Here is a 22397-nt window from a genome sequence, read left to right as displayed (position 1 = left end):
TTCCTGTGTTCCATGATTGCGACCTTCCACTGAAACCGGCCGCAAAATTGCGCGGACCCTAGTGCCTTGGCATCGTGTTGCCAAGTTTGTGTGTTTTACTAAGGCCCGCGGCCCGCTACCTTCTGGCCGCGAAAGCGTCAAGGGTACGAAATCATGCAACGTCGACTGTGGGCCGCCAGCTTGGCGGCGTTCTGCCTTTCGGGGGTGCCGGTTGCGGCACAAACGGACATGCGGCCTTCGCCGCGTCCGGTGGCTGAAAGCGCCGCAGCCGACGAATCCGATACGACCGTTGTCGAGGAAAACGTCCTGGACGTGACCGAGGCCGAGGTGATGGAGGATCCGGCTGCAGAGCCTGTGCCGGAAGCCGACGCCGAGGGTGAGGACGTGTCGGACCTTGCTGTGTCACTGATCGACCGGTTGCCGCCGCTACGGCCGGACGACCTGATGACCGGTCACGAGTTCCGCGTCGCGCAGGCTGCGGCGGCGCGAAAAGACTGGGAGCTTGCGCTGAAGCTGGCGGGCGCTGCGGCTGATCCGGTGGCGGTCGACCTGATCGAGTGGCAGCGTTTGCGGTCGGGCGAGGGAACCTTTGCCGACTACCTTGCTTTCCTTGAACGAAACGCGGACTGGCCCGGTCTGGCCTTGTTGCGCCGGCGGGGCGAGTCGGAGATTCCCGAAGGCGCGGACCCCGAGCAGGTGGTGGCGTACTTCGGGCCGCAGGCGCCGCAGACGGGGCGCGGTGCGTTCCGGCTGGCGCGGGCGCTGGATGCGCTGGGCCGGGGCGACGACGCCAAGGCCGAGGCGCTGCGCGCATGGCGCGGGATCGAAATGAGCGCGCGGGAGGAAGACGACTTTCTTGGTGCCTATGCCGAGACGCTGAAAGCCGCGCACGAGGATCGGATGGATTTCCTGCTGTGGGAGCAAGACCGCGATGGCATCCTGCGCGCCAAGGGGCGCGTCGGCGCGGCGTGGGACGCGCTGGCCGATGCGCGCGAGGCCCTGCAGCGCGAGGCCGCCGGTGTCGACACGCTGATCGGCAAGGTACCGGCCTCGCTTCAGAACAATGGCGGGCTGGCGTATGACCGGTTCACATGGCGGCTGGAGAAGGGACGTCGCGACGACGCCGCCGACCTGATGATCGAGGTCAGCACCTCGGCCGAGGCGCTGGGCCGCCCTGCCGCCTGGGGCAACTGGCGGCGCATCCTTGCACGGCAGGCGATGCGCGACGGCGACGGGGCGCGGGCCTATACGCTGGCCAGCCATCACTACATCCCCGCCGACAGTGGCGAATATTCCTATTCGGATCTCGAATGGCTCGCGGGCTACGTGGCGCTTCGCTACCTCGACGACCCGGCGACGGCGCTGACCCATTTCCGCCGGTTCACCGCGTCGGTGTTCACGCCGATTTCGCTTAGCCGGGGCAACTATTGGGAAGGTCGCGCTCTGGACGCGATGGGCGATGCCGAAGCCGCACAGGCCGAGTATCGCAAGGGCGGCGTGCATCAGACCACTTTCTATGGGCTGCTGGCTGCCGAGAAGGCCGGGGTGGGGATTGACGCCGCGCTGGTGGCCGATGGGCCAGAGCCGGACTGGCGGCAGGCCGGTTTCGCCACGTCGACGGTCTGGCGGGCGGCAAAGCTTTGGCACGACGCAGGCGAACAGTGGGAAACGATCCGCTTTCTGTCGCATCTGGCAGAGATCGTTCCGACCGAGGAGCTGGTCGCGCTGACCGATGCCACCATGTCGCTGGGGGACACATTCGTCAGTGTCCGGGTCGCCAAGCAGGCGGCCAGCGAGGGTGTCGTTGCGCCCCGCGCCTATTTCCCGCTGGCCGGTCTTGGGATCGACCTGCCGGTCGAAGAGGCGCTGGCGCTGTCGATCGCGCGGCGCGAAAGCGAGTTCAACGTGGGCGCGGTCAGCCCTGCCGGTGCGCGGGGGCTGATGCAACTGATGCCGGGCACCGCGAAACTGGTGTCGGGAAAGCTGGGCCTGCCCTACGTCCTGTCGCGGCTGACGACGGACGGGGTCTATAACGCGACGCTGGGCAGCGCCTATCTTGCCACGCTGATCGAGGAATTCGGGCCGAACTACGCGCTGGTCGCGGCGGGGTACAATGCCGGTCCCGGGCGGCCCCGGCGCTGGGTGCAGGACTATGGCGATCCGCGTTATCCGGGGACCGACCCGGTGGACTGGGTCGAACACATCCCGTTTCGCGAGACGCGGGACTATGTGATGCGGGTCACCGAAAGCATTCCGGTCTACCGTGCGCGGCTGACCGGCAAGGCGGGCGGGCCGATCGGGCTTACCGAGATCCTGACAGCGCGCTAGAGACAAGGGCGTCCAGCGGCGCCCAGTCGTCCAGTTCCAGCCGCACCGGCACGGTCAGCACCTTCTGCCGGAAGCTTTTCGGCAGGCGGACGGCGTCCTTTTCCGTGGTCACAAGCTGTGCGCCCAGCAGCGCCGCCTCGTTCTCCAGCCGGGTCATCAGCGGTTCGGTCAGGGGCTGGTGATCCCCCAGAGGCTCGGCGCGGCGCAGGTTTGCGCCAAGGCCGCGCAGAGTGGCGAAGAACTTCTCGGGGTGGCCGATCCCCGCGAAGGCAAGGACGTCGAGCCCCTGCCAGTCCATCCCGGTCTGCAGCGGTTGCAGCGCGCCGGTCAGGTGGGGCAGGTGGATGCGGTCGCCCCATGTCGCCCCGAACCGCTCTTGCGCCTTGGCGTCGCCGATGGACAGCAGCGCGTCGGCACGGGACAGGCCGGTATCGACCGGCTCGCGCAGGGGGCCGGCGGGAATGACGCGGCCATTGCCGAAGCCGGCGCGGGCGTCGACGACGACCAGCGACAGGTCGCGGTGTACGGCGGGCGACTGAAAGCCATCGTCCAGCAGGATGGCCTGCGCACCGGCATCCTCGGCTGCACGAACCCCGGCGGCGCGGTCCTTGGCGACCCAGACAGGACCGAAGGCGGCGATCAACAGGGGCTCGTCACCCGTTGCGGCGGCGGTGTGCTTGCGTTCGTCGACCCGCAACGGGCCTTCCGCAGAGCCGCCGTAGCCGCGTGTGACGACATGCGCTTCGATCCCCTGCGACTGAAGCCGCGACAACAGGGCGATGACGGTCGGCGTCTTGCCGGTGCCGCCCGCGTTGATGTTGCCGACGCAGATCACCGGCACGCGGGCGCGGTAGCCCCCGGTCGCGACGCGGCGGGCGGTTGCGCGGGCGTAGAGGAGGGCGAGTGGCGACAGGGCGCGGGCCTGCCAGCCGGGGTGCGAGGGCGGCGCGGACCAGAAGCGGGGCGGGCGCATCAGCCGTCCTCGAGCGCGTCGAGTTCTGACAGGACAAGATCCATCGCGCGGTCTGTCACCTCGGCGCCGGACGTGCAGACCTTCCACGCCTCGTGCGCCATCGTGGCGGCGACATCGGGCGACAGAAGGTCTTCCAGCGCGTCGTAAAGCTGTTCGGGGTTCCGCACCATCCGGGTGGCGCCCGCAGAGGCCAGCCGTCCATAGGCGCGGCGATAGTTGCGGACGTTGGGACCATGGATGATCGCAGAGCCAAGCGCAGCGGGCTCGAACGGGTTCACCCCGCCGGATGCCTCAAGCGACTGGCCAAGGAAAGAGACAGCGGCAAGGCGATACCACAGGCCCAATTCCTCGATGCTGTCCGCGATGTAGATCTGCGTTTCGGGTTCGGGTTCTTCGCCCGCCGAGCGTAGGGCGGTCATGAAGCCCTGATCCTGCAATGCCGCCTGCAACTCGGGGCCTGCATCCGGTCCATCGGGATGATCGGTTTCTTCGGGGACGAGGATCAGCAACAGCCGGTGCGTGCGCCGCAGCGCCTGCCGGTGCGCGTCGAGCACCGGTTCAAGCTCGTCGTCGGCCGTTCTGACGGCCAGCCAGACCGGCCGCCCTTCAAGCTCTTCGGCAAGCGAGTCGCGTTCTGCCTGGTTGCAGGGCAGCGCGGCAGTGCCTTCCTCGAGATAGCCGATGACCTCGGTCCGGGCAGGGTCGGCGCCAAGGCGGCGCAGCGACCCGGCCTTGACCCGGTCGCCGGTGATCACGTTCCGGAAGTCCGACAGGATCGACCCCGACAGCGACGGCCAGAACCGCCAGCCGTGCGGTTCGGACGGGGCGGTATGGGCATCGACGAAGAACATCGGGATGTTGCGCTTGTTGGTCTGCGCGACCAAGGCAGGGCGCACGTCCGGCTCGGTCCACAGCGACAGGGTCGGTTGCCAGTGGTCGAGGAACCGCCGTACCGGCGGCGAGGCGTCGTCCGGCGCCAGCTGGGACAGGGCGTCGCGCGTGCCGTCACGCCGTTTCTCGGCGGTGGTCGTGAACAGGATGTTCAGTTCCGACCGCTCAGAGCGCAGGCGGTGCGCCAGTTCGCGGGCAGCCAGCGCGTGGCTGTCCTGACCGGTGTGAATCCACAGAAGCGGGCCCTTGGGGCGGGGCGCGGACGCCTCGCCGTTCCGCTCGCCGGCAAGGACGCGGGCCGTCTCGGCGCCGTCTTGCGGCGCGACGGGTTTGCGCGCGGCCCTGCGGGACCGCGCTCGGGTGGCCAGATACAGCTTGAGAGACAGCGAATTGGCCATGCGGCGATGCCTTAGCTGTCGAGTTCCTCGGTCGAGGACGCCTCGGCTTCCTCGTCGCGCAGGCGGTGGAGGTGGGCGATGAAGTAACGCATGTGGGCGTTGTCCACGGTGCGCTGGGCCGCCGACTTCCACGCGTCATAGGCGGTGGCGTAGTTCGGGAAGATCCCGACGATGTCGATCTCGTCGACGTTGGAGAACACGGTCTTGGACGGGTCGACGAGTTCGCCGCCAAAGACGAGGTGCAGACGTTGGGTCATGGCATTTCCTTCCCGATTTCAGCCGCAACCTAGTCAACCGGGGGGCGGGGGGAAAGAGCGATTGGCCCGCCCGACGGCGCGACCGGATGCGCGAAGGCCCCGCCGTTGCCGGCAGGGCCCTGCTGTCGTCATAGGTGGCAGGTCAGTGAATGACCGCGTCGTCCGGGGCCTGCCGGTTTGAACTGGCCACGCGGTCGCCCACGATCAGCCCGTCCGCCCCGGCGCTGACGGCAAGCGTGTCGCCGTCCTTCACGTCGCCGGCCAGCAGCATCTCGGCCAGCCGGTCCTGCAGGCTTCGCTGGATCACCCGCTTGAGCGGGCGCGCGCCATAGACCGGGTCGTACCCTTCGTCGGCCAGCCACGTCATCGCGGTGTCGTCCAGTTCCAGCACGATGTTGCGCTGGGCCAGCCGCTTCTTCAGGCGGCCAAGCTGGATCTCGACGATGCCGTCCATGTCGGCGCGCGTCAGGCGGTCGAAGATGACCATGTCGTCGAGACGGTTCAGGAACTCGGGCCGGAAGTGCGCCCGGACCGCATCCATCACGTCCCGCTTCGCCTGAGCCGCATCAGAGCCGTCCGGCAACCGCGACAGCGCCTGCGAGCCAAGGTTCGACGTCAGCACGATCAGCGTCTGCTTGAAGTCCACCGTGTGACCCTGCCCATCGGTCAGGACACCGTCGTCCAGAACCTGAAGCAGCACGTTGAACACCTCGGGGTGCGCTTTCTCGACCTCGTCGAACAGCACGACCTGATAAGGCCTGCGCCGCACGGCTTCGGTCAGGACGCCGCCCTCGTCATAGCCGACGTAGCCCGGAGGCGCGCCGATCAGACGGGAGACCGAGTGCTTTTCCATGAACTCGGACATATCGATGCGGACCATCGCCTTGTCGTCGTCGAACAGGTACTCGGCCAGCGCCTTGGTCAGTTCGGTCTTGCCGACGCCGGTCGGGCCAAGGAATAGGAACGACCCCAGCGGACGGTTCTCGTCCTGCAGACCGGCACGCGCGCGCCGCACGGCGTTGGACACGGCGGTCACGGCGGCCATTTGGCCGATCACCCGCTTGCCGAGCTCCTCTTCCATGTGCAGCAGCTTCTCGCGCTCGCCTTCCAGCATCTTGGACGTGGGAATGCCCGTCCAGCGCTCGACGACCTGCGCGATCTGCTCGGGGCGCACGGCCTCTTCGACCATCACCTCGTCCTCGGCTTCTTCCGCCGCGTTCAGCTGTTTCTCAAGCTGCGGGATCACGCCGTAGGACAACTCGCCCGCGCGCTGCAGGTTACCCTGCCGCTTCGCGGTTTCCAGCTCGATCCGCGCACGGTCCAGCTGTTCCTTCAGCTCGCGCGCCGATTCCAGTTTGTCCCGTTCCGACTGCCACTTGGCGGTCAGTTCGGCGGATTTCTCCTGAAGGTCGGACAGTTCCTTCTCCAGCTTTTCGAGCCGGGCCTTGGAGGCAGCGTCGTCTTCCTTCTTCAGGGCTTCCGCCTCGATCTGCATCTGCAGGATCTGACGGTCCAGCTGGTCCAGTTCCTCGGGCTTCGAGTCGACCTCCATCCGCAGGCGGCTGGCGGCCTCGTCGACAAGGTCGATCGCCTTGTCCGGAAGAAACCGGTCGGTGATATAGCGGTGCGACAGCGTCGCGGCCGCGACAAGGGCCGAGTCCGAGATCCGCACGCCGTGGTGCAGTTCGTACTTCTCCTTGATGCCGCGCAGGATCGACACCGTGTCCTCGACCGTCGGCTCGTCGACCATCACCGGCTGGAACCGGCGGGCCAGCGCCGCGTCCTTCTCGACGTACTTGCGGTATTCGTCCAGCGTGGTGGCGCCGACGCAGTGCAGTTCACCCCGCGCCAAAGCAGGTTTGATCAGGTTGGCCGCGTCCATCGCGCCATCCGTCTTGCCCGCGCCGACCAGCGTGTGCATCTCGTCGATGAACAGGATGATCTCGCCCGCAGCGGCCTCGATCTCTTTCAGGATCGCCTTCAGACGTTCCTCGAACTCGCCCCGGTATTTGGCACCGGCGATCAGCGAGCCCATGTCGAGCGCCATCAGCTTCTTGTTGCGCAGGGATTCCGGCACGTCGCCGTTCACGATCCGCAGGGCAAGGCCTTCGGCGATGGCGGTCTTACCGACACCGGGGTCGCCGATCAGGACCGGGTTGTTCTTGGTCCGGCGCGACAGCACCTGCATGGCGCGGCGGATTTCCTCGTCGCGTCCGATGATCGGGTCGATCTTGCCCTCGCGCGCCGCTTCCGTCAGGTCGCGGGCGTATTTCTTCAGGGCGTCATAGCCTTCCTCGGCGCTTGCCGTGTCGGCAGTGCGGCCCTTGCGCAGATCGTTGATCGCGCTGTTCAGCGCCATCGCCGTGACAGCGCCCGCGTCCAGCGCGTCCTTGGCCTTTGACTTCACCACGGCAAGCGCGGTCAGCAGGCGTTCCACCGGAACGAAACTGTCACCCGCCTTCGTGGCGATCTTCTCGGCCTCGTCCAGAACCTTGGCGGTCTGGCGGTCCATGTAGGTCTGGCCATTCGCGCCGCTCACCTGCGGCAGTTTCGCCATCGCGGCATCCAAGGCCTCGACGACGCGCTCGGGCGCACCGCCCGCGCGTTTGATCAGGTTGGCGGCCAGCCCCTGATCGTCATCCATCAGCGCTTTCAACAGATGTTCGGGCACCAGCGCCTGGTGGTTTTCCCGCATGGCGATCGTCTGTGCAGCTTGCAGGAAGCCGCGCGACCGCTCCGTGAACTTCTCCAAGTTCATCGCACTCTCCTTATCAAAGCACCCATTGTCGGAAACGCCCGTCATCGGCACGTCCCCCCTCGGGCCTCGATAAGGATTTGGGCGTTGCGGAATGCGGTTTCAAGACAGGCGCATGTGCGATTTGTGCAAGCCGATTGGAACCTTGGGAGGGCTCGCGCGTATATCTTGTAGCAAGGCCGATACCGGCCACCAGAAGGAGCAGTCCCATGACAGCCATCGCAGGCGTGGACGACGTGATCTTCGACCCGACCACGCGTCGATTCATCGGCCAGGTCCATCTTTCCCCGACCGCCGGGCGCCGCCCGCTTCGGATTTCGGCTCCGGGACATCCCGCGTGGAGCCACCGCCGCATCAGCCGCGCGCTTATCGCCGCCGCGACGTCGCAGCAGAAACAGGAGCGGCCCGATGCAGATCTTTGAGACCCGCGTGACGGACATGCACTATGACGCCGACTTCGACCGGGTCGAAGCGGCCGTGGCCCTTATCGTCAAGCCGCAGGCCGGTCAGCCCGCGCGCCGGATCCGGCTTCGCACGAGCCAGCCGCTGAAGGGCGCCACGCCGGTTGAGGAACGGCTTGCCGCCGACGCCCAGAGGCTTGCCCTGCGGATGGACGCGCAACGCCATCCCGGACCGCACCACGCTTGACGCAGAGGCGCTAAACGAGGACATAGGCGCGACCCCACCGAAACGGAGAGCGCCATGTCCCTGCCCATGCCCAAGGACGACCTGTACCCGGCTGCCGACGACCGGCTGATCGCCGCCCTCGACGTGCCGAACGCGCTGGAGGCGCTGGAGCTGACCAACCGGATCGGCGACGCGGTGTCGTTCTACAAGATCGGGCTGGGGATGCTGACCGGCGGCGGGCTGGCCCTTGCCAACGAACTGAAGCAAGAGCACGGCAAGCGCATCTTCCTTGACATGAAGCTGTTCGACATCTCTGCGACGGTGGAAGCGGCCGTGCGCGGACTGGCGCAATTCGATCTGGATTTCCTGACGGTGCAGGGCGACCCGGCCGTTGTCGCGGCGGCCAAGCAGGGCGCGGCGAAGTCTGACATGAAGATCCTCGCGGTGACGGTTCTGACCTCTTACGACCGTGGCGATCTGGACGACGCCCAGTATCGCGCGGGCGACGTGGCCGAGATCGTGGTGGACCGCGCCGGTCGCGCCTTCGATGCGGGCGCCGACGGCGTCATTTCCTCGCCGCACGAAGCGGCGGCGATCCGGGCGCTGGGCAATTCCGCCGGCAAGCTGATCGTGACGCCCGGCGTGCGGCCGTCCGGTTCGGCGGTGGGCGATCAGAAACGGATCGCGACACCCGCCAGCGCCATCGGCGACGGCGCCGATCACATCGTGGTAGGCCGCCCGATCTGGACCGCGCAGGACCCCCGCGCCGCGGCGCAGGCCATCGTGGCAGAGCTGCCCTAGCCACCTGATCTCTACTCAGGGACGACCGACACCGTCGCCGCACGGGCGTCGCCCGCTTGCAGGCGCGCGCGGGCGGGACTAGGTGGAGTGCAGTCCGAAGCCACGAAAGTTCCCGCGTATGTCCGACCGTCTTGCCGCCCTGACCGACCGCCTGCTTGACGCCGCCCGCAAGGCCGGCGCCGAGAGCGCCGACGCCATCGCGGTCGAGGGGACGTCGATCAATATCGATGTGCGGGGCGGCAAGCTGGAACAGGCGGAACGCTCGGAAGGGACCGACATCGGCCTTCGCGTGCTGATCGGGCGGAAGCAGGCCAGTGTTTCGGCTTCTGACACCTCGGACGAGACCATTGCCCAGATGGCCGAGCGCGCCGTCGCCATGGCGAAGGAAGCCCCGGAAGATCCAAACGCCGGACTTGCCGGGGCCGAACAGCTTGCCCGCGACTGGGACGTCGCCGCGCTGGATCTCGACGATCCCTCCGAAGAGCCCGACCCGCAGACGCTTGAAGACCGCGCGCGGGTTGCCGAGGCTGCGGCGCTTGACGTGAGCAGCGTCAGCCAAAGCGACGGGGCCAGTGCCGGATACGGTCGGCGGGCGCATCATCTTGCCGCGACCAACGGCTTTTCGGGTGGCTATGCACGGACCAGCCATGGCGTGTCCTGCACCGCGATCACCGGGACCGGCACCGGCATGGAACGCGACCACGCGTTCGAGTCGCGTCTGCATGCCGCCGACATGCCCGCCGCGGAAGAAATCGGCCGTCTCGCGGGTGAACGCGCTGCCGCGCTGGCGGGGATGCGGCGCCCGAAGACCGGCGCATTCCCGGTGCTGTACGATGAACGCATCTCGTCGGGGCTGATCAGCCACCTTCTGTCCGCGATCAACGGCACCGCCGTCGCCCGTGGCGCAAGCTGGCTGCGGGATGCGATGGGGCAGCAGGTTCTGCCTGACTGGCTGTCGATCACCGAAGATCCGCACCGCCCCCGCGCCGCCTCGTCCCGTCCGTTCGATGCCGAGGGGCTGCCGACCGCGCGCCGCCAGATCGTCGAGAACGGCCAGCTGCGCGGCTGGGTTCTGGATCTTGCCACCGGCCGCAAGCTGGGCCTGTCCAGCACCGCCAACGCAACGCGCGGCACCAGCAGCCCGCCGTCGCCGGGCGTGTTCAATATCGAACTGACCGCCGGCCCGAAATCGCGCGCCGAGTTGATGGCCGAGATGGGCACCGGGCTGATGGTCACATCGATGCTGGGCAGCTCGATCAACCCGACGACCGGCGACTATTCCCGTGGGGCGTCCGGCTTCTGGATCGAGAATGGCGAGATCGCCTATCCGGTCAATGAATGCACGCTGGCCGGCAACCTGCGCGACATGCTGATGCGGATCACCCCGGCGAACGACGCGCGGGCGCACCGCAGCTATCGCGTGCCCTCGCTTCTGGTCGAAGGGCTGACCCTTGCCGGAGAGTGATGCCGACCTGCTGTCGGTCGCCGCAGAAGAAGCCGCGAAGATCGCGCTTCGATACTGGCGCAGCGACCAGACGATCCGCGACAAGGGCAACGGTGCGGGGCCGGTCAGCGAGGGCGACCTTGCCGTCGATACCTATCTGCGCAAGACCCTGACCGCGGCGCGTCCGGACTATGGCTGGCTGTCAGAGGAAACGCCGGACAATCCAGAGCGGCTGTCCGCGAAACGGGTGTTCATCGTCGATCCCATCGACGGCACGCGGGCTTATATCGACGGGCAGACTACCTGGGCGCATTCGCTTGCCGTGGTCGAAAACGGGCGGACCATTGCCGCGGTGGTGCATCTGCCGAAACTGGACAAGACCTATCGCGCCGAGCTTGGCGGCGGCGCGTTGCTGAACGGCAAGCCGCTTGCCGCGTCCCGGCGCGCTGCATTGGACGGGGCCGAGGTTCTGGCGTCGCGTCCCGTGATGGATGCAGCGCACTGGCCGGGCGGCGTTCCGAACATCGAACGGCATTTCCGTCCGTCGCTTGCCTACCGGCTGTGTCTTGTGGCGGAGGGGCGGTTCGACGCGATGATCACGCTGCGGCCGACTTGGGATTGGGACATTGCGGCTGGCGTTCTGATCGCAGCCGAGTCGGGTGCGTTGGCCACCGATGCGGCCGGTGCGGCGCTGAGATTCAATTCGCAGGGCGCGCAAAGCCCCGGCTGCATCGTGGCTTCGTCTGCCATGCACAAGGCCTTTCTGGACCACCTCGGACACGGCTGACGCAGTTGCAGAATGCGGCTTGAGGCTTTCACGAGATTTGATATGTTATAACGTATCAATCTTGGAGCCAGCAATGCCAACCACCGACACCCGTCTTCCTGTCACCGTCCTGTCCGGTTTTCTTGGCGCCGGGAAGACCACGCTGCTGAATGACGTACTGAACAATCGCGAGGGTCGGCGCGTCGCCGTGATCGTCAACGATATGTCCGAGGTGAACATCGACGCGGACCTTGTGCGGGACGGCGGCGCGGACCTGTCGCAGACCGAAGAAAAGCTGGTCGAGATGACCAACGGGTGCATCTGCTGCACCCTTCGCGACGACCTATTGATCGAGGTGCGCCGTCTCGCCGCCGAAGGGCGTTTCGACTACCTGCTGATCGAATCCACCGGCGTGTCAGAGCCCCTGCCGGTCGCCGCGACGTTCGAGTTCCGCGACGCGGCGGGCGAAAGCCTGTCGGATGTCGCGCGGCTGGATACGATGGTGACCGTCGTCGATACGGTGAACCTGCTGCAGGACTATGCCAGCCACGACTTCATTGCCGACCGGGGCGAGAGCATGGGCGAAGGCGACGACCGGTCGCTGGTCGATCTGCTGGTCGACCAGATCGAGTTCGCCGACGTGGTCGTCTTGAACAAGGTCTCCGCTGCGGGGCCGCAGCGGGTCGACGCGGCGCGCAAGATCGTCACCGCACTGAACCCGGATGCGCGGATCATCGAGACGGATTACTCGCAGGTCCCCGCCACCGAGATTTTCGACACCGGTCTGTTCGACTTCGAAACCGCGCACGAGCATCCTCTGTGGGCCAAGGAACTGTATGGCTTCGCGGATCACGTGCCGGAAACCGAGGAATACGGTGTCTCGTCCTTCGTCTACCGCGCGCGGGCGCCGTTCGATCCGGTTAAGATCCATGCGGTGCTGACCGGGCCCTTGCCCGGCGTGATCCGCGCAAAGGGCCATTTCTGGATCGCGACCCGGCCCGACTGGCTGGCCGAGTTCTCGATGGCCGGCGCGCTGAGCACCGTGAAACCGCTGGGGCGCTGGTGGGCGACAGTGCCGAAAGAGCGTCGGCCGGATCATCCCTATATCCGCGAGAACTGGATGGAGCCGTGGGGCGACCGGCGGCAAGAGCTGGTGTTCATCGGCTCGGGCATGAACCGCGAGGCTCTGGTTGCGTCGCTGGACGCGGCGCTTCTGGACACGGCGCAGGATTTCACGCCGTCGGACTGGACTGATCTTGCCGACCCGTTCCCCGGCTGGCGCGAGGCGTCGCAGGCGGCATGAGGCGCGGAAACGATAAATGCTCGCTGCCGCGCAGGCGGCGGGCGGTGAACCCGATGGCCGAGTACGACCGCCTGCCGGCGGACCTGCGTCGATGGCTGAACGGTGCGGCATTGCCGTGGTCGCCGCGCTCGGCGCTTCGGGCGTGGCAGGGTGCACTGCGGGACGCAGGCGGCGATGCGGCTTCGGCCGCGCGGGCGCTGTCCGGCATCGAAGAGCGGCTTTTGCAGCGCGATGCGGCGAAGGTCTGGGGCGCATCGCATCCCAAGACCGCGCGCGGGGCGGTGACGGCGCAATAGAAAACCCCGCCGGATAGGTTCGGCGGGGTCATCGTTGCGATAGTCGGCGCGTCAGATCTTCATCACGATCCGACCGTCGATCTGACCGGCGCGCATCTTGTCGAAGATGGCGTTGATGTTCTCCAGCTTGTCCCAGCTGAAGTGAGACTCGACCTGCCCGGCTCCGGCAAAGTCCAGCGCCTCGCGCAGATCATTGCGGGTGCCGACGATCGAGCCACGCACGGTGATCCGTTTCAGCACGATATCGAAGATCGGCAGTGGGAAGGTTCCCGGCGGCAGGCCGACCATCGACATGAAGCCGCCCCGGCGAGTCATCCCGACAGCCTGTTCGAAGGCGCTGTTGGACACAGCCGTGACCAGCACGCCGTGCGCGCCGCCGACGAGTTTCTGCACCTCGGTCGCGACGTCTGTCTCGACCGCGTTCAGCGCGATCTCGGCCCCCATCTTGCGGGCCAGCTCAAGCTTGTCGTCGGCGATATCGACGGCGATCACGCGCAGGCCCATGGCCTTGGCATATTGAACGGCCATGTGGCCAAGCCCGCCGATGCCAGAGATGGCGACCCACTGGCCGGGTTTGGCCTCTGTTTCCTTGAGACCCTTGTAGACCGTCACCCCGGCGCACAGCACTGGCGCCGCCGGACCCCATTCGAGGTTGTCCGGCAGGCGGCCGACATAGTTGGCATCGGCCAGCACGTATTCGGCGTAACCGCCGTTGACCGTATAGCCGGTCATTTGCTGGTGTTCGCACAGCGTTTCCCAGCCGCCGACGCAGTGTTCGCAGCGCCCGCAGGCGGTGTGCAGCCACGGTGCGCCGATGTGGTCGCCCTCTTTCAAATGGGTGACGCCGGCACCGATCGCGGCGACTTCGCCGACGCCTTCGTGGCCGGGGATGAACGGCGCGGTCGGCTTCACCGGCCAGTCGCCTTCGGCGGCGTGAAGGTCGGTGTGGCAGACGCCCGACGCGCGCACACGCATCAGGACTTGTCCCGGCCCGACTTCGGGGACGGGGACTTCGCGGATATCAAGAGGTTGGCCGAGCGCGGGGACGACGGCCGCTTTCATTGTCTTGGGCAATGACATGGCAAAAGCTCCGTTTCTGAGATTTCGCCCAATAATCCCACGCCCGGACGAGTCGCGATATGTTCTGGATCAAATTTATAATGAAAAATTTATAACGTTCGAGGCGTGAGGTGTGTTGGTTTGAAGGGGTTCTGGCGGAGAAGAAACTGGAACCGGTTTCAGGCCGTTCCCGGCAGTATGTGCGTCGCGAGCCGTCCGGGAAGTCCGTCGGTCGACACCCCGGACATGCGCGCCATATGCCATGCCAATGCCAGGTTCGAGCCCAGCACCGGAAGGCCAAGCGCCTGTTCCAGTTCGGGGATCACATCCAGTGTTCGGAGGTTGGTGCAGGACAGGAACAGACCGTCGAGCTTTGCCTGAGCGGCCAGCGACATGGCGGCATCGCGGATTGAGGCCGGGGCGATGCGGGCGACGCGGGATTCGACCTCTTCTCCGAAAGACAGCGTCACGGGCACTTCGATTCCGTCCGCCTCGAACGCTCGGCGGATCGGGGTCGCCACGGCTTCGATGTAGGGCGAGACAATGCCGATCCGCCGGATGCCAAGCGCGTGGGTCGCTGCCAGTGTAGCCGTCAGCGGGTCGGTGACGCTGGCGGTGCTCGTGTGCGATTGCACCAGATCGCGCACCCGCCCCGCGCCGATCAGCGTGGTGCCCGAGGTGCAGGCATAGGCCACTGCGTTGAACCGGACGGCGGGCGGCAAAAGGGCTGCGGCGGCGGGCAGCGCCATTTCCATCGCGGCGATTGTGCCCGGCGTCAGTTCCGCGCCCGAAGGGATGCGGCTGATGTGCAGCCGGGCGGTACCGGGTGGGAACATGCGGCGGAAGTCGTCTTCGATGGTTTCGTCCACCTGCAGCACGATCAGGCCGAGGCGGGGAATCGGGTCTTCCGAGATTTCGTAGGCGACGCTCATCCGACGAGTTCCGGCAGTTCGGCGGGGGCACGGGGCGACAGAAGGTCCGGGCCGTTTTCGCGCAGCACGATGTTCTCTTCGTGGACGATCATGCGACCGGGCGCGACGATTGCACCGGGTTCCAGCGTCAGAACCATGCCAGCGCGCAGGGGTGTCTGGTCGAGCGGCGTGAAAGAGGGCCATTCGGTCAGCGTGATGCCCAGCCCGTGACCAAGGCGTCCGCCACCCGGTTCCGCGCCGCGCCGGGTCAGGCCGTCACACAGCATTCGGTGAACATCGCAGGCGCGGTGGCCCGGACGAAGGTCGCGCAGCACATCCTCGGTCGCGTTCCACAGGGCGTGGTGGGTTCGCCTTGCGGTATCCGAGGCGGTGCCGACAGCATAGTTGCGGTCGAAATCGCAGAAATAGCCGTCGCGCACCGCGCCGGTGTCCAGCATCAGAATGTCGCCGGGGTCGAGCGGAGTCGGGGTAGCTGGCGATATGACATCGCCGTAGCCGTCCGGTCCGGCGCCACCTGCGACATAGCTGACCCAGTCCGCGCCTTCCGACAGCAGCGCGATCTGGAACTCGCGGAACACGGCGTCGAGCGGGCGGCCCGGACCGGCGAAATCCTTGACCCGTTCGAAGGCGCGGCCCGCGATGGCGCAGGTCTGGCGGATCTTCGCAACCTCGGCGTCCGACTTGATCTCGCGCACCCGCTGAACGCAGGCGGTGCCGTCGTCGATGCTGCGCGGGGCGATGCGGCGCAGCACGGTTTCGTAATCGGACAGCGGCATCCGCAGGTGGGTCTCAAGGCCCGAGGGGACGCCGATCTTTCCCTGCACCGGCACCATTTCGCGGATCGTGCCGGTCAGAAGTGAGACGCCGTCATCGACGGGGTCGGGGGCGTCCCATGTGCGGATGTCGGTGATCCAGGTGCGCGACATCAGGTCGGCGCCAATGGCGGGGATCACCGCGACCGGTGCGCCCGTTGCGGGCACCAGAATGAACCACGGGCGCGCCGGGCTTTCCCAGAAGCGGGTCAGGAACCCGGTGACATAGAAGACGTCGGCGGGGGTGGTCAGCAGGAGGGCGTCCAGCGCGTGCACGGCCATCTCTGCCTGAAGCCGTTCGGTCCGGGCGCGATATTCGGCGGCCGGAAAGATGAGGGAGCGGTCAGGCATCCTCGGGTCCCTCGCTGAGAATGGCGAGAACGCGGGCATCGGGGCCAGGGTCGAGGCCCGCAATCAAAGCCGCCAGCCCCGCCCCGCCAGAGGGCGTGGTCGCAAGGCCGAGCTCCGCAAGAACGTCGGCGCCGCGTTCCGCTTCGGCTTCGGTGATGGTGGCAAAGGCATCGGCGTCTCTCGCGAGGCCGTTCAGCGCGATCATCGAGGGGGTCTTGCAGTCAAGCCGCCCCATGCAGGAAACGGGGCCTTCGGTGTCGATGACTTTGCCCGCACGGATGCTTTCATGAAGCGCCGGGGCGGCGTCTGGTTCGACCACGACGATACGGGGCGCGTCGCCCCACGCCCGCCGAGCGAAGGCGGCGACCGCCGCAGCAAGGCCACCGACACCTGCCTGAAGCAGGATGTGAGTTGGCGGCTTGGCGATTTGTCCGGCGGCTTCCGCGGCGAGTTGCAGATAGCCTTCCATCACGCGGTAGGGCAGTTCGGTGTAGCCCGGCCATGAGCTGTCAGAAAGCAACGTCCAGCCGTTCGATTGCGCCGCGGCCTCGGCGGCGGCCATGCTCGCCTCGTAATTCCGGCCCTCGTAGACGACGTCGGCCCCCTTGGCTTTCAGGCGGGCGGCGAAGGACTGCGGCACGGTCTCGGCAAGATAGATGACAGCGCGCGCGCCGAACAGGCGGGCTCCGGCGGCGACGGAAAGCCCGTGGTTACCGGCGCTGGCGGTGACATAGGTACGGTCCCCAAGCGAAGTGGGCCAGTCGGTGCCCTGTGCGGCCGCTTCGCGCGCGATGGCGTAGGCCGCGCCAAGCGCCTTGAAGCTGCCAAGGCCCATGCGGTTCCGTTCGTCCTTGATGCTGACCGAGGCCACACCCGTGCGGGTGGCAAGGGGCGCCGCGTCGATCAGCGGAGTTGCGGCGTGCGCCGGGCAATTCGCGAGCAGACCGGCGACCCCGGTCGGATCGTCGGCGGGCATCGGGGCGTCAAGGGCAAGGCCATGGCCACGGAACGGATTGTCGAGAACTACGGGCATCGGGCGCTTTCGTCTGGGGTTTGAGACAGCTTAGCCGTGTCCGACGTGATGTTCCCGGAAAAGGACGGGCGGATGAGGCCGAAAAGCGGCGTTCAGATCCGGTCTTTGGCCGAATTCCGGACGAGCGCGCGTATCAGGCTTAATCTCAGGCCGAAAACCCGCCAGACTTGCCGCCATGGACGGATTCGACGCGAAGATCCTGGATGCAATCCAGCAGGATGCCCGGCTGACGGCGGACGCCCTGTCAGAGCGAGTGGGGCTTTCGCCCGATGCCTGCCGCAAGCGGCTGGCGCGGTTGCGGGCGTCCGGTGTGGTGGAGGCCGAGATCGCGGTTCTGGCACCGGACAAGGTCGGGCGCGGGCTGATCCTGATCGTCGAGGTCACGTTGCAGAACGAGCGGATCGCGGATCTTGACCGGTTCAAGGACCGGATGCGCGACGCGCCCGAAGTGATGCAGTGCTACTATGTCACCGGGAACGCCGATTTCGTGCTGATCCTCTCGGCTCGCGACATGGCGGATTATGACGACTTCACCCGCCGCCACTTTTTCTCGGAAGAGAACGTGCTGAGGTTCCGGACAAGCGCCGTCATGGACCGGGTAAAGGTCGGGTTCTCGGTACCCGTCACATGACCTGTGAAACCCCGCCGGACGTGTCCGACGGGGTCCCGCGTTCCGGGGTCTGCTGCGCAGGGAACGGACGGGCGCAGGGCCCGAAGCCTTGGGGATGGTTGGGTCCCGTCCCTGTGCCGTCGCCCGGTCGGCAGCCTGTCAGCCCTGGTCGGCCGGGATCAGACCCATCTGCTGGGCAGAGGCGAGTTCCTCGTCGCTGAGAAGGCCGTCCGAGTCCTCGTCGGCAATCGCGAAGACCTCGCCGGTGACGGCGGGATGGACCGACTGGATCTCTTCGAGGCTGACGAACTGGTCGCCGTTTGCGTCCATCTGCGCCATCGTCATGGCGGCGGCGGCGCCGCCGGTGGACGCCAGGATGCCCAGGGTGATGAGTGCTTTCTTCATGTTCGTGTATCCTCTGGTTTGGGGGCGTGTCCGGTCGTAGCTCCGGCCACGGGGCAGAGGATGGGGTCGGCGGAGGCGGTTCGCATCAGCGATGTCGGGAAAGCGTCGTTCTGGGCGCCGCGCCGCGAAAACCAGCCGCCAGGAAAGGCGGCGTTCCGCGCGAAAACAGGGAGCCGCCTCGATCGGCGGGAAGCCACCCGTACCAATTGCGCGTTCCGGCGGCGGGGTGCCCACGGCGCGGGGGGTGCGCCGTGGGCGGGGTCCGACCGGCTGGGTGGCCGATCGGTGCGGGAATTACATTTCCGGCATGATCACGGCGTCGATCACGTGGATCACACCGTTCGAGGCTTCGATGTCCGGGGTGACGACGTTGGCGTCGTTCACCATGACGCCGCCCTCGGTCATGATCGTGACGTCAGAACCTTGGACGGTGGTGGCCATCATGCCGTCCGACAGGTCGCCCGACATCACTTTGCCCGGCACCACGTGATAGGTCAGGATCTCGGTCAGCTGATCCTTGTTCTCGGGCATCAGCAGGGTGTCGACGGTGCCCTCGGGCAGCGCGGCGAATGCGTCGTCGGTCGGCGCGAACACGGTGAACGGACCTTCGCCCGTCAGCGTTTCCACAAGGCCAGCGGCTTCTGCAGCGGCGAGCAGGGTCGAGAAGCTACCGGCTTCCTGCGCGGTCTCGACGATGTTCTTCATCTCCGAGTGGCTGGCGGCAAAGGCCGGCATGGCAAGAGCGGTGGCGGCGGTCAGCGTGATCATGGTTCTGCGAAGCATTGGGTGTCTCCCTTCGTTGCAATGCAGATGTCGTCTGTGACATCGCCATGGCTACGGGGCGTCGGGCCGGATCGGATCACGCTCACATTTTCGCGGCCCGCCGTTGACGCTGAGGAAGCGCGCGCTAAGCCGCGGCCGCCGGTCTTTTCAAATCACGACCGGGTGACGCTAGGTGATCCGATGTGATCGCGGACTTGCGGTTGGGTCCGCATTTCGCAGAGGGTGGCGGCAGAGATGCAGGCACCGGAGGAGGCACCATGCTGTACATGAACATCGTCGCGCGCGCGCTGGAGATCATGGCACTGGCCTTCGTCGGCGTCGTCGGCTGCGCCGCGCTGTTGGCGGCTGTTCTTTACATCATCGACAAGACGCAGACAGCGGATGCGGTGCGCCGCAACTATCCGGTGATCGGACGCTTCCGGGGCATGTTCACCGAGCTGGGCGAGTTCTTCCGGCAGTATTTCTTCGCGATGGACCGGGAAGAGATGCCGTTCAACCGCGCGCAACGCGACTGGATCGGGCGCGCGGCAGGGGGCGCCGGGAATACGGTGGCCTTCGGGTCCACCCGCAACCTGAACGTCGTCGGCACCCCGATCTTCGTGAACGCCGCTTTTCCCCCGTTGGACGATCAAAGCGCCAGCACCGAGCCGATGGTCATCGGCCCTCGCGCGCGCGAGCCATATATGGCGCCCTCTTTCTTCAACATCTCTGGCATGAGCTTCGGCGCGCTGTCGAAGCCCGCCGTCCTTGCCCTGAGCCGGGGCGCGAAAGAGGCCGGCATATGGATGAACACCGGCGAGGGCGGGCTGTCGCCGTATCATCTGGAAGGGGGCGCGGATATCGTGTTCCAGATCGGCACCGCCAAGTACGGGGTGCGGAATGCCGAGGGGCACCTGTCCGACGACCGGCTGCGCGACATCGCGGGCAAGCCGCAGGTGAAGATGTTCGAGATCAAGCTGGCGCAGGGGGCGAAACCCGGCAAGGGCGGTATCCTGCCCGCCGAGAAGGTGACGCCCGAGATCGCCGAGATCCGGGGCATCCCTGTGGGACAGTCCAGCATCTCGCCCAACCGCCATGTCGAGGTCGACGACTGGGGCGACCTGCTGGACATGATCGCCCATGTCCGCGAGGTGACCGGCAAGCCCGTCGGGATCAAGACCGTCGCCGGGTCCATGCAGCCGCTGTCCGAACTGTTTTCGCTGATCGTGCAGCGCGGACCCGACAGTGCGCCGGACTTCATCACGCTGGATGGCGGCGAAGGCGGCACGGGCGCGTCGCCCCTGCCGCTGATGGATCTGGTCGGCATGTCGATCCGCGAGGCGCTGCCGCTGGTGGCCAACCTGCGCGACCACTTCGGCCTGAAGGAACGCATCAGGCTGGTGGCAAGCGGCAAGCTGGTGAACCCGTCCGACGTGGCGTGGGCGCTGTGCGCTGGGGCGGACTTTGTCACCTCGGCGCGGGGGTTCATGTTCTCGCTGGGCTGCATCCAGGCGATGAAGTGCAACCGCAACACCTGCCCGACCGGCGTGACCACCCATGACAAGCGCCTGCAGCGCGGGCTGGTGGTCGAGGACAAGTACAAGAAGGTGGCGCATTACGCGAAGGGCGTCATCAAGGAGGTCGAGACGATCGCCCATTCCGTCGGTGTCAGCGAGCCTCGGCTGATGCGCCGCCGGCACGTGCGGATCATGACGGATCAGGGCATCTCGGTCCCGATGAACGAGCTGTTCTCACGAAATGCTGAAGAGCGTCGGCGTAACAATTTGAGCCCAACCGGCGAACTGCACTCGTAAGTACCTGTGAGAGGCCGCCTGAAACATGCCTGACGCCACCGTGGCAGGGCGTGTTTTTGAAAAGCGACGCGGCGGCCGTATCTGATGGTGCAAGGAAGCGGAACGGAGGAAAGACAATGGCTGGACGCTGGAAGAACGATCTGAACTGGTCCGACGTGACCCCGAAAGCGGCGTTCATGAACCGTCGTCAACTGATTGCCGGGGCCACCGCGCTTGCGGCGGGCGGCATCGCCGGGCCTGCGCTGGCGAAACTGGGCGCAAAGCCGTCCGAGTATTCCACGGACGCGACGCCGAACACGCTTGAGGAAATCACGAGCTACAACAACTTCTATGAATTCGGCACCGGCAAGAACGACCCGGCGGAATATGCCGACGCGCTGACCATCGATCCGTGGACCGTCAAGATCGACGGCATGGTCGACAAGCCAGGCGACTATTCCTTTGACGACATCATGTCGGGTGTCTCGCTGGAAGAGCGGATCTACCGCTTTCGCTGTGTCGAGGCGTGGTCGATGGTTGTGCCGTGGGTCGGCTTTGAACTCGCCGATCTGCTGAACCGCGTCGGCGTGCAGCCGGGCGCCAAGTACGTGGCCTTCGAAACCCTCTACCGTCCGGAAGAGATGTGGGCGCAGAAACGGCCGATCCTTGAATGGCCCTACCGCGAGGGCCTGCGGCTGGACGAGGCGATGAACCCGCTGACCATCCTGTCGACCGGCCTGTACGACGAGCCGATGCCCAAGCAAAACGGCGCGCCCCTTCGGTTGGTGGTGCCGTGGAAGTACGGCTTCAAGTCGATCAAGTCGATTGTCCGGATCAGCCTTGTCGAAGAGATGCCGCCGACCAGCTGGAACATGGCCAACGCGCGGGAGTACGGTTTCTACAGCAACGTGAACCCCCAGGTGGACCATCCGCGCTGGAGCCAGGCCAGCGAGCGGCAGGTCGGTGGCGGTCTGTTCGCCAAGCGGATCCCGACGCTGATGTTCAACGGTTATGAATCCGAGGTCGCCGGCATGTATGCCGATATGGACCTGTCGAAGTTCTACTGAGGCCGGACAGATGACCCTGACTGACCGCATCAACGCGGCCTTCCGCGCCATTCCCACGTGGCTGCTGTATATAGTGGCGCCGCTTCCGGCGGCGTGGTGGTTCTATCTCGGCTTTACCGGCGGGCTGGGCGTGGAACCGATCAAGGCGCTGGAGCACGAGGTCGGGCTGTTCGCGTTGCAACTGCTGATCGCCGGGCTGGCCGTCACGCCGCTGCGGCGGTTCGCCGGCATCAACCTCATCAAGCACCGGCGTGCGATCGGGGTTGTCGCCTTCTTCTACGTCCTGCTGCATCTGTTGATCTGGCTGGTACTGGACATGAGCCTGCTGTGGTCGCAGATCGCCGCGGACCTTGTGAAGCGGTGGTACATCATCATCGGGATGGCGAGCTTCGTTCTGTTGATCCCACTAGCTGTCACCTCGAACAACTGGTCCGTCCGCAAGCTGGGCCCCGCGTGGCGCAAGCTGCACAAGCTGGTCTACGCCGCCTGTCTGCTTGGCGGCCTGCACTTCGTCATCCTGTCGAAAGGCTTCCAGCTGGAACCGATGCTGTACATGGCGGCGGTGGTCGGTCTGGTTGCCCTGCGCATGGTGCCCAAACGCAGCCGGATGATGGCGCGCGCCTGAAACCGGGGCGTAACGAGCGGACTCGCCCCCTCGACTCGCGAGTCGAGGGGGCGAGTCCCGGTGTCTGACGCCCGATTGCGGGGCTTAGTGGGTGGGGAAGCGGAGCCGG

General features: G+C 66.4%; 22 protein-coding genes. 12 read left to right on the top strand and 10 right to left on the bottom strand.

Annotated features, from left to right (window positions below; all coding sequences use genetic code 11):
- Positions 1 to 153: 153 nt before the first annotated feature.
- Entirely contained in the window at positions 154 to 2328 is a 2175-nt protein-coding gene (locus tag ACP156_RS08375; protein WP_425050855.1) for a lytic transglycosylase domain-containing protein, read from the top strand.
- On the opposite strand, the gene lpxK is transcribed toward ACP156_RS08375, so the two are convergent.
- The 4 genes from lpxK to clpB all read right to left on the bottom strand — a co-directional run bounded on the left by lpxK (position 2303) and on the right by clpB (position 7605).
- On the bottom strand, positions 2303 to 3301 hold the full coding sequence (gene lpxK / locus ACP156_RS08370; protein WP_425050854.1) for a tetraacyldisaccharide 4'-kinase: 999 nt from the start codon (positions 3299 to 3301) through the stop codon (positions 2303 to 2305). The two genes, ACP156_RS08375 and lpxK, sit on opposite strands and share 26 nt — an antisense overlap.
- Positions 3301 to 4590 carry a 3-deoxy-D-manno-octulosonic acid transferase gene (locus tag ACP156_RS08365; protein WP_425050853.1) on the bottom strand — a complete coding sequence of 430 codons (1290 nt, stop codon included), beginning with the start codon at positions 4588 to 4590 and terminating at the stop codon, positions 3301 to 3303. The genes lpxK and ACP156_RS08365 overlap by 1 nt, the downstream gene beginning before the upstream one ends.
- Positions 4591 to 4601: 11 nt before the next feature.
- A complete protein-coding gene (locus tag ACP156_RS08360; protein WP_275632253.1) occupies positions 4602 to 4847 on the bottom strand; it encodes a DUF4170 domain-containing protein in 246 nt (81 codons plus the stop codon).
- 142 nt (positions 4848 to 4989) lie between these two features.
- Positions 4990 to 7605, bottom strand: a complete 2616-nt coding sequence (clpB, locus tag ACP156_RS08355) for an ATP-dependent chaperone ClpB (protein WP_425050852.1) — start codon at positions 7603 to 7605, stop codon at positions 4990 to 4992.
- A 206-nt stretch (positions 7606 to 7811) separates the two neighbouring features.
- On the opposite strand from clpB, the gene ACP156_RS08350 reads away from it, so the two are divergent.
- From ACP156_RS08350 to ACP156_RS08320, 7 genes are all read left to right on the top strand, one after another.
- Complete coding sequence (locus tag ACP156_RS08350; RefSeq protein WP_425050851.1) at positions 7812 to 8024, top strand: hypothetical protein; 213 nt, start codon at positions 7812 to 7814, stop codon at positions 8022 to 8024.
- Positions 8011 to 8250 (top strand): hypothetical protein, encoded by a 240-nt coding sequence (locus tag ACP156_RS08345; RefSeq protein ID WP_425050850.1) that lies wholly within the window; start codon positions 8011 to 8013, stop codon positions 8248 to 8250. The genes ACP156_RS08350 and ACP156_RS08345 overlap by 14 nt, the downstream gene beginning before the upstream one ends.
- A gap of 54 nt (positions 8251 to 8304) precedes the next feature.
- Positions 8305 to 9030: an orotidine-5'-phosphate decarboxylase gene (pyrF, locus tag ACP156_RS08340; protein WP_425050849.1), complete on the top strand. Its 726-nt coding sequence runs from the start codon at positions 8305 to 8307 to the stop codon at positions 9028 to 9030.
- A gap of 118 nt (positions 9031 to 9148) precedes the next feature.
- Positions 9149 to 10495 (top strand): TldD/PmbA family protein, encoded by a 1347-nt coding sequence (locus tag ACP156_RS08335; protein WP_425050848.1) that lies wholly within the window; start codon positions 9149 to 9151, stop codon positions 10493 to 10495.
- Positions 10482 to 11261 carry a 3'(2'),5'-bisphosphate nucleotidase CysQ gene (locus tag ACP156_RS08330; RefSeq protein WP_425050847.1) on the top strand — a complete coding sequence of 260 codons (780 nt, stop codon included), beginning with the start codon at positions 10482 to 10484 and terminating at the stop codon, positions 11259 to 11261. Before ACP156_RS08335 ends, ACP156_RS08330 begins: the two co-directional genes overlap by 14 nt.
- Before the next feature lie 73 nt (positions 11262 to 11334).
- Complete coding sequence (locus ACP156_RS08325; protein WP_425050846.1) at positions 11335 to 12543, top strand: GTP-binding protein; 1209 nt, start codon at positions 11335 to 11337, stop codon at positions 12541 to 12543.
- The gene (locus tag ACP156_RS08320) at positions 12540 to 12839 is read left to right on the top strand and encodes a DUF6525 family protein (RefSeq protein WP_425050845.1); all 300 of its coding nucleotides are present in this window, start codon (positions 12540 to 12542) and stop codon (positions 12837 to 12839) included. Before ACP156_RS08325 ends, ACP156_RS08320 begins: the two co-directional genes overlap by 4 nt.
- Positions 12840 to 12890: 51 nt before the next feature.
- Here ACP156_RS08320 and adhP read toward each other — a convergent pair whose 3' ends face one another.
- The 4 genes from adhP to ACP156_RS08300 form a co-directional block, all read right to left on the bottom strand.
- Positions 12891 to 13901: an alcohol dehydrogenase AdhP gene (gene adhP / locus ACP156_RS08315; protein ID WP_425050844.1), complete on the bottom strand. Its 1011-nt coding sequence runs from the start codon at positions 13899 to 13901 to the stop codon at positions 12891 to 12893.
- A gap of 176 nt (positions 13902 to 14077) precedes the next feature.
- Complete coding sequence (locus tag ACP156_RS08310; protein ID WP_425050843.1) at positions 14078 to 14830, bottom strand: maleate cis-trans isomerase family protein; 753 nt, start codon at positions 14828 to 14830, stop codon at positions 14078 to 14080.
- A complete protein-coding gene (locus tag ACP156_RS08305) occupies positions 14827 to 15993 on the bottom strand; it encodes a M24 family metallopeptidase (RefSeq protein WP_425050842.1) in 1167 nt (388 codons plus the stop codon). The genes ACP156_RS08310 and ACP156_RS08305 overlap by 4 nt, the downstream gene beginning before the upstream one ends.
- Positions 15986 to 17026, bottom strand: coding sequence for a pyridoxal-phosphate dependent enzyme (locus tag ACP156_RS08300; RefSeq protein WP_425050841.1), 1041 nt, complete (start codon positions 17024 to 17026; stop codon positions 15986 to 15988). Before ACP156_RS08300 ends, ACP156_RS08305 begins: the two co-directional genes overlap by 8 nt.
- Positions 17027 to 17201: 175 nt before the next feature.
- Between ACP156_RS08300 and ACP156_RS08295 the strand changes: the two genes are divergently transcribed.
- The gene (locus tag ACP156_RS08295) at positions 17202 to 17657 is read left to right on the top strand and encodes an Lrp/AsnC family transcriptional regulator (RefSeq protein ID WP_425050840.1); all 456 of its coding nucleotides are present in this window, start codon (positions 17202 to 17204) and stop codon (positions 17655 to 17657) included.
- Between the two features lie 138 nt (positions 17658 to 17795).
- On the opposite strand, the gene ACP156_RS08290 is transcribed toward ACP156_RS08295, so the two are convergent.
- Positions 17796 to 18041: a hypothetical protein gene (locus tag ACP156_RS08290; protein ID WP_425050839.1), complete on the bottom strand. Its 246-nt coding sequence runs from the start codon at positions 18039 to 18041 to the stop codon at positions 17796 to 17798.
- A gap of 294 nt (positions 18042 to 18335) precedes the next feature.
- A complete protein-coding gene (locus ACP156_RS08285) occupies positions 18336 to 18824 on the bottom strand; it encodes a fasciclin domain-containing protein (protein ID WP_425050838.1) in 489 nt (162 codons plus the stop codon).
- Positions 18825 to 19090: 266 nt separating this feature from the next.
- Here ACP156_RS08285 and ACP156_RS08280 point away from each other — a divergent pair, with 266 nt between their 5' ends.
- The 3 genes from ACP156_RS08280 (at position 19091) to msrQ (ending at position 22288) form a co-directional block, all read left to right on the top strand.
- Positions 19091 to 20617, top strand: coding sequence for an FMN-binding glutamate synthase family protein (locus tag ACP156_RS08280; RefSeq protein WP_425051884.1), 1527 nt, complete (start codon positions 19091 to 19093; stop codon positions 20615 to 20617).
- A 116-nt stretch (positions 20618 to 20733) separates the two neighbouring features.
- Positions 20734 to 21663, top strand: coding sequence for a protein-methionine-sulfoxide reductase catalytic subunit MsrP (gene msrP, locus ACP156_RS08275; protein ID WP_425050837.1), 930 nt, complete (start codon positions 20734 to 20736; stop codon positions 21661 to 21663).
- 10 nt (positions 21664 to 21673) lie between these two features.
- Positions 21674 to 22288, top strand: coding sequence for a protein-methionine-sulfoxide reductase heme-binding subunit MsrQ (gene msrQ / locus ACP156_RS08270; RefSeq protein WP_425050836.1), 615 nt, complete (start codon positions 21674 to 21676; stop codon positions 22286 to 22288).
- Positions 22289 to 22397: the final 109 nt, after the last annotated feature.

It is taken from the genome of Psychromarinibacter sp. S121 (genome assembly GCF_049801035.1).
In the GTDB taxonomy this organism is placed as follows: Bacteria; Pseudomonadota; Alphaproteobacteria; order Rhodobacterales; family Rhodobacteraceae; genus Psychromarinibacter.
Note: the sequence above shows the minus strand (reverse complement) of the source record. Positions and strands in the feature narration are given on the sequence as shown.

What these genes read in the sequence shown, in the direction of transcription:
- ACP156_RS08335 (WP_425050848.1), top strand. Translation starts at nt 9,149, where the DNA reads ATGTCCGACCGTCTTGCCGCCCTGACCGACCGCCTGCTTGACGCCGCC.
- pyrF (WP_425050849.1), top strand. Translation starts at nt 8,305, where the DNA reads ATGTCCCTGCCCATGCCCAAGGACGACCTGTACCCGGCTGCCGACGAC.
- msrP (WP_425050837.1), top strand. Translation starts at nt 20,734, where the DNA reads ATGGCTGGACGCTGGAAGAACGATCTGAACTGGTCCGACGTGACCCCG.
- ACP156_RS08285 (WP_425050838.1), bottom strand. Translation starts at nt 18,824, where the DNA reads ATGCTTCGCAGAACCATGATCACGCTGACCGCCGCCACCGCTCTTGCC.
- ACP156_RS08295 (WP_425050840.1), top strand. Translation starts at nt 17,202, where the DNA reads ATGGACGGATTCGACGCGAAGATCCTGGATGCAATCCAGCAGGATGCC.
- ACP156_RS08375 (WP_425050855.1), top strand. Translation starts at nt 154, where the DNA reads ATGCAACGTCGACTGTGGGCCGCCAGCTTGGCGGCGTTCTGCCTTTCG.
- ACP156_RS08350 (WP_425050851.1), top strand. Translation starts at nt 7,812, where the DNA reads ATGACAGCCATCGCAGGCGTGGACGACGTGATCTTCGACCCGACCACG.
- ACP156_RS08365 (WP_425050853.1), bottom strand. Translation starts at nt 4,590, where the DNA reads ATGGCCAATTCGCTGTCTCTCAAGCTGTATCTGGCCACCCGAGCGCGG.
- msrQ (WP_425050836.1), top strand. Translation starts at nt 21,674, where the DNA reads ATGACCCTGACTGACCGCATCAACGCGGCCTTCCGCGCCATTCCCACG.
- adhP (WP_425050844.1), bottom strand. Translation starts at nt 13,901, where the DNA reads ATGAAAGCGGCCGTCGTCCCCGCGCTCGGCCAACCTCTTGATATCCGC.
- ACP156_RS08310 (WP_425050843.1), bottom strand. Translation starts at nt 14,830, where the DNA reads ATGAGCGTCGCCTACGAAATCTCGGAAGACCCGATTCCCCGCCTCGGC.
- ACP156_RS08280 (WP_425051884.1), top strand. Translation starts at nt 19,091, where the DNA reads ATGAACATCGTCGCGCGCGCGCTGGAGATCATGGCACTGGCCTTCGTC.
- ACP156_RS08320 (WP_425050845.1), top strand. Translation starts at nt 12,540, where the DNA reads ATGAGGCGCGGAAACGATAAATGCTCGCTGCCGCGCAGGCGGCGGGCG.
- ACP156_RS08360 (WP_275632253.1), bottom strand. Translation starts at nt 4,847, where the DNA reads ATGACCCAACGTCTGCACCTCGTCTTTGGCGGCGAACTCGTCGACCCG.
- ACP156_RS08325 (WP_425050846.1), top strand. Translation starts at nt 11,335, where the DNA reads ATGCCAACCACCGACACCCGTCTTCCTGTCACCGTCCTGTCCGGTTTT.
- lpxK (WP_425050854.1), bottom strand. Translation starts at nt 3,301, where the DNA reads ATGCGCCCGCCCCGCTTCTGGTCCGCGCCGCCCTCGCACCCCGGCTGG.
- ACP156_RS08290 (WP_425050839.1), bottom strand. Translation starts at nt 18,041, where the DNA reads ATGAAGAAAGCACTCATCACCCTGGGCATCCTGGCGTCCACCGGCGGC.
- clpB (WP_425050852.1), bottom strand. Translation starts at nt 7,605, where the DNA reads ATGAACTTGGAGAAGTTCACGGAGCGGTCGCGCGGCTTCCTGCAAGCT.
- ACP156_RS08305 (WP_425050842.1), bottom strand. Translation starts at nt 15,993, where the DNA reads ATGCCTGACCGCTCCCTCATCTTTCCGGCCGCCGAATATCGCGCCCGG.
- ACP156_RS08345 (WP_425050850.1), top strand. Translation starts at nt 8,011, where the DNA reads ATGCAGATCTTTGAGACCCGCGTGACGGACATGCACTATGACGCCGAC.
- ACP156_RS08300 (WP_425050841.1), bottom strand. Translation starts at nt 17,026, where the DNA reads ATGCCCGTAGTTCTCGACAATCCGTTCCGTGGCCATGGCCTTGCCCTT.